10 protein-coding genes are annotated in these 12,099 nt (G+C 37.4%); 3 read left to right on the forward strand and 7 right to left on the reverse strand.

The features are described from left to right. Positions 1 to 30: 30 nt before the first annotated feature. Complete coding sequence (gene trkA / locus IWC72_RS10835; protein WP_194526218.1) at positions 31 to 1,380, forward strand: Trk system potassium transporter TrkA; 1,350 nt, start codon at positions 31 to 33, stop codon at positions 1,378 to 1,380. After that, positions 1,380 to 2,870, forward strand: a complete 1,491-nt coding sequence (locus IWC72_RS10840) for a TrkH family potassium uptake protein (RefSeq protein ID WP_194526219.1) — start codon at positions 1,380 to 1,382, stop codon at positions 2,868 to 2,870. Before trkA ends, IWC72_RS10840 begins: the two co-directional genes overlap by 1 nt. Positions 2,871 to 3,039: 169 nt before the next feature. On the opposite strand, the gene IWC72_RS10845 is transcribed toward IWC72_RS10840, so the two are convergent. Both IWC72_RS10845 and IWC72_RS10850 read right to left on the reverse strand, forming a co-directional pair. Continuing rightward, a complete protein-coding gene (locus IWC72_RS10845; RefSeq protein WP_194529784.1) occupies positions 3,040 to 4,248 on the reverse strand; it encodes a pyridoxal phosphate-dependent aminotransferase in 1,209 nt (402 codons plus the stop codon). 71 nt (positions 4,249 to 4,319) lie between these two features. Beyond that, positions 4,320 to 5,420: a fatty acid desaturase family protein gene (locus tag IWC72_RS10850; protein WP_194526221.1), complete on the reverse strand. Its 1,101-nt coding sequence runs from the start codon at positions 5,418 to 5,420 to the stop codon at positions 4,320 to 4,322. A gap of 106 nt (positions 5,421 to 5,526) precedes the next feature. On the opposite strand from IWC72_RS10850, the gene rsmG reads away from it, so the two are divergent. After that, complete coding sequence (rsmG, locus tag IWC72_RS10855; protein WP_194529785.1) at positions 5,527 to 6,162, forward strand: 16S rRNA (guanine(527)-N(7))-methyltransferase RsmG; 636 nt, start codon at positions 5,527 to 5,529, stop codon at positions 6,160 to 6,162. Between the two features lie 540 nt (positions 6,163 to 6,702). Here the strand turns inward: rsmG and IWC72_RS10860 are convergent. The 5 genes from IWC72_RS10860 to IWC72_RS10880 all read right to left on the reverse strand — a co-directional run bounded on the left by IWC72_RS10860 (position 6,703) and on the right by IWC72_RS10880 (position 11,972). Then, positions 6,703 to 7,215, reverse strand: coding sequence for a DinB family protein (locus IWC72_RS10860; protein WP_194529786.1), 513 nt, complete (start codon positions 7,213 to 7,215; stop codon positions 6,703 to 6,705). A gap of 116 nt (positions 7,216 to 7,331) precedes the next feature. After that, positions 7,332 to 8,960, reverse strand: coding sequence for an L-glutamate gamma-semialdehyde dehydrogenase (gene pruA / locus IWC72_RS10865; protein ID WP_194526224.1), 1,629 nt, complete (start codon positions 8,958 to 8,960; stop codon positions 7,332 to 7,334). Positions 8,961 to 9,171: 211 nt separating this feature from the next. Next, complete coding sequence (apaG, locus tag IWC72_RS10870; protein ID WP_155597605.1) at positions 9,172 to 9,558, reverse strand: Co2+/Mg2+ efflux protein ApaG; 387 nt, start codon at positions 9,556 to 9,558, stop codon at positions 9,172 to 9,174. A gap of 11 nt (positions 9,559 to 9,569) precedes the next feature. Continuing rightward, on the reverse strand, positions 9,570 to 10,697 hold the full coding sequence (locus IWC72_RS10875; protein ID WP_194529787.1) for a DUF3667 domain-containing protein: 1,128 nt from the start codon (positions 10,695 to 10,697) through the stop codon (positions 9,570 to 9,572). Between the two features lie 30 nt (positions 10,698 to 10,727). Next, on the reverse strand, positions 10,728 to 11,972 hold the full coding sequence (locus tag IWC72_RS10880; protein WP_194529788.1) for a type IX secretion system plug protein: 1,245 nt from the start codon (positions 11,970 to 11,972) through the stop codon (positions 10,728 to 10,730). Positions 11,973 to 12,099 lie beyond the last annotated feature (127 nt).

The following is a 12,099-nucleotide window of genomic DNA, read 5'->3' on the forward strand; positions in this document are numbered from 1 at the left end:
AACTGCAGGCCCGAATTAAGTTGCTAATAAATGAAAATTATAATCGCAGGTGCTGGTGAAGTAGGTTTTCACTTAGCTAAACTGCTATCTTACGAATCCCAGGATATTACGCTCATCGATACAAGAAAAGAGAGTCTGGCCTATGCCGATACTCACTTGGATATTCGTGTACTAAGAGGCGATGCTACTTCTGTATCCGTGCTTAAAGATGCCGATGTGCAGAACTCTAGGCTGGTTATTGGGGTAACTTCCTCTGAAACCACTAACATTACGTTATGTATGTTGGCCAAACAATTGGGGTGTAAGCGAACTATTGCGAGAATATCCAATACTGAATTTATCGAAAACCAAGAAGAAATAAATTTTCCTAATTTGGGTATAGATGAGTTGATATCGCCTGAAGAGCTTGCCGCTACAGAGATTCAACTGTTATTGAACAAGTCGGCATTTAATGATACCTACGAGTTTGAAGAAGGTAAGCTGATCATGATAGGGGTTTCCTTGCCGGCTTCTGCACCTTTTGTGGGTAAAATGGTGAAAGAGGCAGCAAGAATATTTCCTGAGCTGAACTTTATGCCTATCGCTTTACAGCGTACGGGAACCCAGTATACGGTAGTGCCCCGTGGTGATACTGTCTTCAAACACGGTGATCAGGTTTATTTTATTACTACTAAGGAAGGAGTAGAGCAGTTGTATAAGCTTACCGGTAAGAAGAAAGAATCAATTAGAAATGTAATGATTCTGGGCGGTAGTAAAGTGGGCTTCAAAGCGGCTCGAGACCTTTGTGCAAGTAAGTTTAACGTAAAGCTGATTGAAAAAGATAAGGAAAAAGCCTTTGATCTTGCGGACGACCTACCCAATGCTCTTGTAATTAATGGTGATGGACGAAATGTTGAATTGTTAGAAGAGGAGAGTCTGGAGTCCATGGACGCATTTATAGCGGTTACCGGAAATTCCGAAACCAATATTATGTCCTGTTTGGTAGCAAAATCCAAGCATATTAAGAAAACCATAGCAATGGTTGAGAATATGGATTACTTTCAGCTATCCCATTCTATAGGTATAGATACGTTGATAAATAAAAAGCTATTAGCAGCAAACAATATCTTTAGACATATACGTAAAGGTGAAGTAGTGGCGTTGATGCGCTTAAACAACCTTAATGCGGAGATCTTGGAGTTTGTGGTTAAACCAAACTCAAGGGTAACAGGCAGTGTTATTCGTGAACTTAAATTTCCAAGAGCAGCTACCATTGGCGGTGTTATTCGTGGAGAGGAAGGAATCATTGCCTTAGGGGGATTTGAAATACAGGCGGGTGACCGAGTTGTAGTTTGTTGTCTTCCGGAAGCCATTCCAAAAATAGAACGATTGTTTCTTTAATGCAGTTAAACTCAAAAATAATATTTCATATCATGGGGCTACTGTTGCTATGCAACGGTGGCTTCATGTTATTGGCAACTTTGGTTAGTGGTATCTATAAAGATGGAGCTACGTTGAGTATTGCTCTAGCGGCAATAACCACCATGTTTGTGGGTACGTTTGCCATGTTCTATACTAGGGGCCATAAAAAAGAAGTAAAGCGAAGGGAAGGGTACATTATTGTAACTTTTGGCTGGTTGGTGATGTCTTTTTCCGGAATGTTACCTTATCTGTTTTCAGGGGCTATACCTACGGTTACCAATGCTTTTTTTGAGACTGTATCTGGTTATACTACTACTGGAGCTTCAATTTTAGATGATATAGAAGTATTGCCGGAAGGATTACTCTTTTGGCGTAGCCTTACCCATTGGATAGGCGGTATGGGTATTATTGTTCTGGCCATAGCTATTTTGCCATTATTGGGTATTGGAGGTATGCAGTTGTTTGCTGCGGAGGCACCTGGCCCTAGTGCAGATAAACTTCATCCTCGTATTACGGATACCGCAAAGCGACTTTGGTTAATATATGTGGGGTATACCTTAGCGGAAACTGTGCTTTTGAAATTGGCGGGAATGAGCTTTTTTGATGCTATCAATCATTCCTTGGCTACCTTGTCCACCGGTGGTTTTTCAACCAAAAATTTAAGTGTCGCTTATTGGAACGATCAGCCTTTAATACAATACATCATAATTTTGTTCATGTTTCTTGCGGGGAGCAATTTTGTACTTAGTTATTTTGCTTTTAAGGGTAAGGTGCAACGGGTACTAATGGATGAGGAGTTTAGGTATTATGGTGGTTTTGTGGTAGTGTTTACTATAATTGCTGCATTGGTGGTCTATCTTAAGGCAGAAGTACCTGTTACGGAATATCATCCTATGGTATTAGGAAGTGCGGAAAGCTCTTTTAGACATACGCTGTTCCAAGTAATTTCTGTGATAACTACCACAGGTTTTGTTTCTGCAGATTTTACAAGTTGGACCCCTTTTCTTACCGTTTTCTTTTTCGGATTGATGTTTTTGGGAGGGTCTGCCGGCTCTACATCAGGAGGTATTAAAGTAATGCGTCATATTCTGATTATCAAAAACGGGCTGCTAGAGTTTAAGCGTACGTTACATCCTAATGCTATTATTCCGGTACGGTACAATAATAAGACCGTTAAAGAGCAAATTGTATATAATATCATAGCCTTCTTTGTGCTCTATATGTTGCTATTTATAATTGGAGCTTTGGTTCTTGGTGCTTTGGGTATCGATTTTGTAACCGCAATAGGTGGTTCTGCTTCTTCTTTAGGAAATGTTGGGCCCGCATTTGGAGGTCTCTATCCATTAAGTAATTTTAATGGTCTGCCAGACGCTGGTAAGTGGTGGTGTGGTTTCCTTATGCTTGCAGGTAGATTAGAGCTCTTTACGGTTCTAATACTCCTTACCCCTTATTTCTGGAAACGGACTTAAAGTGGTGAGTAGCTATTCGATTGAGTTGATCTGTGAAAAAGGATTGCTTTTCTATTTTAAAAATATTGACAAAGAATACAGGAAGATTGATTTTTCGAAACTTACTCAATAAAAAAATCCCTCTAAAAGTCAATAACCTTTAGAGGGATTTCGATTAAGTTTAAACCTACTATTTCAGGGCTTTCTCAATTCTAGAAATAGCTTCTCTAATTTCTTTTTCAGCTGCAGCGTAAGAAATACGGATGCAGTTTCCGTTACCAAAAGCATCACCTGTAACGGTAGCTACATTTGCGTATTCTAACAGGTACATGGCAAAATCAGAAGCATTATTTATTGTAACGCCATTTAAGGTTTTTCCAAAATAAGCAGTTACATCAGGATATACATAAAATGCACCATCCGGTTCATTACATTTAAATCCGTCGATGCCGTTTAATAGTTCAAGAATAATAGCTCTACGTTCTTTAAACTCGTCTACCATATAGTTTATACGGTCTGGCGATTCTGTTAAGGCCGTAATAACTGCACGCTGAGCTATACAGTTGGCTCCACTTGTAACTTGACCTTGCAATTTATTGCAAGCACGAGCTAAGTAAGTTGGGCCTCCAATATATCCAATACGCCATCCGGTCATTGCAAATGCCTTGGCAACTCCGTTTACGGTAACGGTACGGTCAAACATATCATCGAACGCGGCCATGGAGGCATGTTCGGTAACACCATAGTTGATGTGTTCGTAAATCTCATCACTAACTACTATAATCTGTGGGTGTTTCTGTAAAACGTCTGCTAAAGCCCGTAATTCAGCCTTACTATAGATAGAACCACTTGGGTTACAAGGAGAGCTGTACCAAAGCATTTTTGTTTTGGGAGTGATTGCAGCTGCCAATTGCTCAGGTGTCATTTTAAAATCACTTTCAATGCTTGTAGCAACTTCTACAGGTACACCGTCTGCTAATTTTACAATATCACTGTAGCTTACCCAGTAAGGACAAGGTAAAATAACTTCATCGCCTTCGTTCAAAACAACTTGGGCAATGTTGTACAAAGCTTGTTTGGCACCTGTAGATACAACAATTTGAGAAGGTTCATACGTAATGCCATTATCTCTCTTGAATTTGGTAATAATAGCCTCTTTCAAATCAACATAACCATCTACCGGTGTGTATGTATTGTAATCTTGGTTTACCGCTTCTATAGCAGCTTCTTTAATGTAATCTGGTGTGTTAAAGTCAGGTTCACCCAAACTTAAACCGATAATGTCTTTACCTGCAGCACGTAATTCTCTAGCCTTGGCAGCCATTTCTAGTGTAGCCGAAGGGGTAAGACTGTTGATGCGGTCAGAAAGTTGATTTTTCGTAGCAGTTGATGATGTCATAATAAAACTAAGGTTTGTACGCTGTGTAACTTAAATTACCAGTGCTAATAAAGTTTTTTTTATTGTGTCTATTACAGGTTCAAGGCAGGTCTTTTGCCCAGTTCCTTTAAATGTCTAAAGTGCGAAATTATAGCTTTTCGGGTAGTTTTGTACTCGTGGTACGGCAAATTAAATTCTTTTGCCGTTTCTTTCACAATTTCTGCAATTTTTGTGTAATGTACATGGCTAATATTAGGGAAAATGTGATGTTCCACTTGGTGGTTTAATCCCCCGGTAAACCAGTTTACAATCTTGTTCTTAGTGCCAAAATTTACAGTTGTAAATAACTGGTGAATAGCCCATGTGTTTTTCATTGTCCCCGTTTCGTCAGGAAGAGGCGTGTCCGCTTCGTCAACAATATGTGCTAATTGAAAAACTACACTTAGAATAACACCGGCTACGTAGTGCATAATAAAGAAGCCAATTAATATCATCCACCAAGCCATATCAACGAAAATAAGGGGTAGAACAATCCATATGGTGATGTATAGAATTTTTGTAATCACAAGTGTACTCCAGTTCATGGCTGCACTTGGTAGTTTGCCATAAGAAAGCTTGCGTTTCATATAACGGTACATCTGTTGGAAATCTGTTGTAATAGCCCAGTTGAAAGTTAAAAGGCCATATAGGAAAACAGAGTAAAAATGTTGAAATTTATGGTGTTTTTGCCATTCAGCATGCTTGGAAAAACGCAGAATACGGCCAGCTTCCATATCTTCATCATGTTCATGAATGTTGGTGTAGGTATGGTGCAGTACATTGTGCTGAACCTGCCAGTTATATACATTTCCTGCTAAAATATAGATACTGCTCCCCATAAGTTTGTTGACCCACTTTTTATTGGAATAGGCACCATGATTGCCATCATGCATAACGTTCATGCCTACACCGGCCATACCCACGCCCATGACAATAGTAAGTAGAAGATTGGCCCAAATGGGTAGTCCTAAGGTTAAAATTAAAAAGTAGGGGGTTAGGAACATAGCGAACATAATCACCGTTTTAAGGTGTAAGCGCCAGTTGCCTGTTTTCTTTAATTTGTTCTCCTTAAAATAATCGTTTACACGTTTGTTCAATGTTCTGAAGAACTGTGCGGGATCTTTTCTGGAGAATCGTACTGTTTTTTGGTCCATAAAATAATATTATTGATAGATATCGTAGAAATGTTAAGCTTTATATGGTGATAAAATGTTATTTCATCAACGAATATAGTAGTTTTGCAACTATACAAATATACGCATGACTGCCGAATTAGTTTTTAAATATTTTCCCAATTTATCAGATCTTCAGCAAAAACGGTTCATATTACTGGAAGAATTATATAAAGATTGGAATCAGAAGATCAATGTTGTTTCTAGGAAAGATATAGATGAGCTTTATTTAAGACATGTATTACATTCTGCGGGAATAGCTAAGGTTCAGCAATTTAAGGATGGAGCGTCTGTTCTAGATGTGGGTACAGGTGGAGGTTTTCCAGGTATTCCGCTGGCTATACTGTTTCCAGAGGTGCAGTTTACTTTAGTTGATTCAATTGGTAAAAAAATAAAGGTAGTTCAGGAAGTAATCCAAGGATTGGATTTGGATAACGTAACTGCTGTTAATTCTAGGGTCGAAGAAACTAAAGGCCAACATGATTTTATTGTAAGTAGGGCAGTTGCTGCAATGCCCACTTTTGTGCATTGGGTAAAAGGTAAAATAAAGAAAGACTCACTCCACGAACGTCGCAATGGAATTCTTTATCTAAAAGGTGGTGATTTGTCCGAGGAACTTGATGGATATAAGGCCATAGAAATCTATGACCTCACCAATTATTTTGATGAAGCTTTTTTTGAAACTAAAAAAGTGGTGTACTTACCCATGAAATATAAAGGCTAAACTACAAGCTTAGTAAGTGGTAATACGCTTTTCTATATTTTCTTGCGAAAATTTTTAAATGAGCCCATATATGTATATGTAGGCAGTCTGCTAGCATTCTAAATTTACTGTATGTTTTCTGCATATCCATAATCTTCATTTTTACAGTTACTACAAAGTACGTAATTATTACGTTTAATTTACAATTACTTAACGTTAAATTTACACTAAAACTATGTTTTACTGATATTTAGTTAAGTATTTTACTGAAAATCAGATTTGTAAATCAATTTTTGTATTTTGATTTTAAATAAAAAAGTAAAATATTAAAAATCTAAAAATCTAAAAATCTAAAAATCTAAAAATCAACTACTTATGATGTGTTTGGTCTTAGTTGAGGTAATTTTGTAAAAGCCGAATGTCGCTTATTTGTTAGTTTAATGTAAATATAACGTTAACCAAGAATCTAAATTGTGCAGTTTGTCGGTAAAATTTGAAAATAAGGCATAAAAAAGCCCCTGATTATAATCATAAACAAGGGCTTTTAGTGTTGTTCTGGACTTATTTACTCCAAGGAGGGGTAACACCGTTTGAACGAGCGTAGGCTATTAGCTGTCCTTTATGTTCTCCATTGTGTTCCATTATAGCTAATAGACCACCAAGCTTATTCATTTTAGCAAAACCAAAATCTACTTCTTCTCCAAATTGGTCATCCTCTACTAAAATTATTTTTTCAAGAACAAACTCATTGGATTTTTTAAGAGCTGCAATGATATTCTCTTTTCCAGTAATTTTTGATAGGTTCATCATGTCTACATCTTCCGGTGGTGCAAAGCCCATTTTAGAGGCTAAATAATAATTTCCTCCAGCAACATGTAACAATGCTTCAGCTACGGAATTAACACCTTCCATAGGGCGCCAATCATATTGTTCCTCGGAAAAAGCTTCTGCCAAAGCAACAACTTGTCCTTGATTTCCTTGTAAAACCCCTTGAATGGTGTTTTGTGTCAATTTTTCTTGCGCATACGTCATGGCGGCTACCATGAAGAATGCGGTTACAAATAGGTTTTTCATTTTCTTAGTTTTAATGGTTATAAAGATTCCCCAATCCGTTTAATAAAAAAAAGGATTGGGGAATTTAATAAAATTTGATAATAAAACACTGATTATCAGTGTGATTTAATTTATTCTTATCCTAAAAATGGATATCTGTAATTCGTTGGAGTTACAAAAGTCTCTTTAATAAGACGAGGGGATACCCATCTTAATAAATTCTGGGCAGAACCGGCTTTGTCATTCGTTCCTGAAGCTCTAGCTCCTCCAAATGGCTGTTGCCCCACTACGGCACCAGTAGGTTTGTCGTTGATATAGAAGTTACCCGCGCAATTTTGTAATGCTTTTGTAGCTTCATCAATTGCATACCTGTCCGTAGATAGAACGGCTCCTGTTAGAGCGTATTCGGAAGTACTGTCAACCAACTTTAAAGTTTCTGACCAATCCTTGTCTTCATAAACATATATGGTAACTACAGGACCGAATAATTCCGTTTCCATTGTAGTGTATTTTGGGTCTGTCGTAAGAATAACGGTTGGCTCAATGAAGTAGCCTTTGGACTTGTCATAGTTTCCGCCTGCAATAATTTCAGCATTGTCATCTTCCTTAGCTTGGTCTATATACTTCGCTAATTTGTCAAATGAACCTTCATGAATAACCGCAGTTATAAAGTTAGACATATCTTCCGGACTCCCTGGTTTGTTAAAAGAGGCTATGTCTTTTTTAACCGATTCAAGAATTTCTTCCGAAAGTGATTTTGGAAGGTAAACCCTTGAGGCCGCACTACATTTTTGACCTTGGAATTCAAAGGCACCACGAACAATTGCTGTAGCTACTTGTTGAGGTTTTGCGGAAGGATGCGCTATAATAAAGTCTTTTCCTCCGGTTTCCCCAACTATCTTTGGGTAGGTTTTATAGGTGTGAATATTGTTTCCAATCTGCTTCCATAATTCTTTGAAGACATGTGTGGAACCTGTAAAGTGTATACCGGCAAAATCCGGACTTGCCAAAACGGTCTCGGTAATCATCACCGGATCTCCGTAAACTACGTTGATAACGCCATCGGGAAGACCGGCTTCTTTAAAAATGTCAACAATTACCTTTGCAGAGAAAACTTGACTGTCACTTGGTTTCCATACCACAACGTTACCCATCATTGCTGCACTTGCAGGAAGGTTTCCGGCAATAGCGGTAAAGTTAAAAGGGGTAATGGCATATACAAAACCTTCTAGCGGTCTATATTCTACACGGTTCCAGATTCCTTCTGCAGAATCTGGTTGTTCCTCATATATCTCAGACATGTATTCCACATTGAAACGAAGAAAATCAATCAATTCACACGCAGCATCAATTTCAGCTTGGTGAATGTTCTTTGACTGTGCAATCATAGTTGCGGCATTAATCTTAGCACGGTATGGTCCTGCAATCAATTCTGCAGCTTTCAGGAAAATAGCGGCGCGCTGTTCCCAAGTTAAATCTGCCCAAGCGGACCTTGAAGCCAAGCAATTTTCAATGGCTTTTGTTACATGCGATTTTTCTGCAACATGATATTGGCCAACAATATGTTTGTGGTCATGGGGAGGGGACATTGGCTTAGTGTTGCCAGTCTTAATTTCTTCGCTGCCTATATATAAAGGTACATCTACACTCCCGTTAAAATAAGAACGGTATTGCTCTAGCACTTCTTCTCTTTCAGGAGATCCTGGTGCGTAACTTTTTATTGGCTCGTTAATCGCTGTCGGTACGTGAAAAAAACCTTTGCTCATAATACTATTGTTAAGTTTAAAAAATAGAGCGTAAAGGTAGGTTTCTTAGTGCGAATAAAAAACTCGCCAAGTGGTAATGGCACAAAAGGATTGTGCTAAAAAAATCTTAATGAAAATTAGATTTTAGCAAAATGAATTAGAGTCCAAAGCTATATTCTAATAGATTGATAGCTAGAAGCAATTAAAGCACTGTAGATTATAACTGAATGGTCTAATTTAATGCAAAAGGTGCATGAAATTTGAAAGTAGGAATGTAAACCCTGAATTTTTCCGTAGAGCTAAAGTTTACCATATTGTAATGGCCTTTCATTGCGCCAATAGGAGAGGTTAAAAGGCAGCCTGAAGTATAGGTGTGGGATTCTCCTGGTTTAATGACCGGTTTTTTGCCGATCACACCTTCACCATCTAATACCTCTAGTTCGTTAAGGGCATCATAGATTTTCCAATGGCGAGAGGTAAGCTGAACAGAATCTTTACTTTGGTTTTCTATGGTAATCGTATAGCCAAAAGCAAAGTGCATCTTGTAGTTTTTGAAAAATGTACCTTCAAAACTAGTATTCACGGAAATTTTAATGCCTTTGGTTACTTGTGTGATCATATGCATTCCTTCTAAAAGGTAATAAGGTTACCGGTAAAAAGTAGTACCGTTGATAATAAAGCCAATATAAAAAAAATAGCGTTTAGAAAGAGATATTTAACAATTGTTTTAAATATACTCTGACCATAGAAATTTCGCATAGCCGCAAAGAGATATGTCGAAAAAATCATGAAAAAGATCCAATTGCTCTCAAACTTGAAAATTGAATCAATCAAATAGCTAATAATGAGCAAGATAAATAATAATGCTGTGTTGTGAAAACTAAAGATCAAATGATCGGTATAACTGTATTTTTTCCTGATATATATCAACCAAATGAACACTGTAAAGACCGGTAAAAAGAAAAATACGACGAACGGTAATTTTGATATTAATGTACTTAAAAAGCTTCCGGGCGACTTTCTGAACTTTGAAAATCCATTTACACCATTAAATATGAGTTTGTTTTCAAAAGTTTCTGGAATCTGGTATTTGTCTACTATGTCCTCATAGCTATATATGGTGTCATGCTCTAAAATAGTACTAAAGAAAGCCTGTTTTTGATTATTACGGTCTCCAAAGGGGCCTTGATCAATTTTTTTAAAATATGCGATGGGGTCAAAAAGTATTAGCGAATCACGTTCCCGTTCATGTTTTATATAGCCATTGTAATTTACTACGTTTTTAAGTGAGTCTAGTTGTTCTGAGAGTTCAGCGGTATCATCGGCATTTTGCTCCATACTCCATTCATAGGCCAATTTGCTTATTTCCGAAAAATCTTGAGTTCCATACTTGTCGTACTTAGAGAAATTGCCGCTAAAATTAATGATCAAGAAAAAGATTATGGCAAGACTCAGTAAAAAACGAAAAGGGTTGGTGTAGGAGACCCGTTTTCCTTTTATGTAACTTTTTGTGATTTTTCCGGGTCTTATTAATAAGGTAGAAAGTGTGCGGAACAATCTTGAATCGTAGGAAATTAAGGTTCCAAAAAATTCATCCAAGTAATCTTTGATCGTAATTTTCTTAATACTGTTCTCTTGTGAGCAATTTGGACAGTATTTGTCGCTTAAGTCTAAAGGGTGCCCACAGTTAAGGCATTCTGTGCCTCGGTAGTCTAGTTTGTATCTTCCTTTTTCAGGAACAACAGGTTTGTCGGTCATTTATCCAATAGAATTAAGGATAAATATAATCTAATTACTGATATTTCTAGAATTTGCGGAGCCCACACCAATAATGCTATCGTACAAGTCTCCAAAGTTTCTGTAATATACCAGAATTAGGTAGCTGTTCTCGGTAAAGTGAAAGTTGCCATCAATAGTATTGATTTCTATGGTGCCATCTTCACGTTTTATAACGTATTTGTAGTTATAGAAACCTTGCTTTAGTTTTATTGCGGCTTCCATCATGCCGTTATTTTCATTGTAAGTCATTTTGTTTTCTTCGGATAGGGCGTAGTTATTGAACTTGCCAAAGACGTATACTTCGTCTAATTCCAATAACTCATCGTAGGGTAGGGAAAAATGGACTTTAGTATATTCGGCTTCTCTAGAATTATCCTCTCCTTGTAAGGTGCGGATAACAAAATCACCGTTTATATCTGGAAAATAGGAATACGGTTTGTTTGCTCTATACGTATTGGAAAACAGGTAATGATTGTAAAGTTCGTTTACCTCTATTCTTGAAATTTGGGAAGTAGGGGCTCTCAGGTCACTAGTGTCAAAATTTAAAAATTCATTACCTCCAAAAAAACTGGTCTCTTGATCGTATTTGTATACGAGTTCTGTGCCTATAGTGTATTGTGGCGCTATGTCATAAAGAGCCGTCTCCCATTGGTAGTTCTGTAGAATGGCTATTTTGACCTCTTTCTTTGGGTTTACAAGTTGAAAGTTTCCGGCATTGATGCTTAGTTGAACGACTTGTTTTTCGTTTATGAAATTAAAATCTCGAGAACGTTTAACGGTGCCTCCTACCGTCACAACATCCTTGAAAACTACAAAACGTCGCGAAAATTGAAGTTCATAACTGTCATTGTAGATTTCCAAAACAAAATTGCCGCTAACTTTTAGTCCTACATTTTCGTTGGGTATGGTTAATTTATAGTTAGAATAAGATTGTAGGGTAGAGTAGCTGTTCTCATAATTGGTAATACGTTGGTTGTCTACACCGTTTAAATATTGCGACTTTAAAAGTTGAGAAGGTTGCCAGTCGTAATCACAATGTACGATCTTATAATAGTAGTCACTTTCAGATGCAGTGGTGTCGTCAAATTCTAATTTTATAGTTTCACCAAGCTCAACAACAGGGAATTGATCTTCGGTTGGTCCGCCAAAAATTACGGTTTTAATGTTCTCGGGTGGATTTACTTCTACTTGAACCTGGGCCCATAATGAAGATGTTAAAATGAAGAAAAATACCTGTGTAAGATTCAAGCGCATTACCTGCTATTTTTTGCCGTAAAGGTACACAAAAAGCGTACCTAAAAAATTTAGATCGGTGTGTTGCCCAAATTTCTAGGCATTTATTATGAAAACAATCCTTTTAGTATTATTTTTGCTCGAAATT

It is taken from the genome of Zobellia roscoffensis (genome assembly GCF_015330165.1).
Taxonomy (GTDB): Bacteria; Bacteroidota; Bacteroidia; order Flavobacteriales; family Flavobacteriaceae; genus Zobellia; species Zobellia roscoffensis.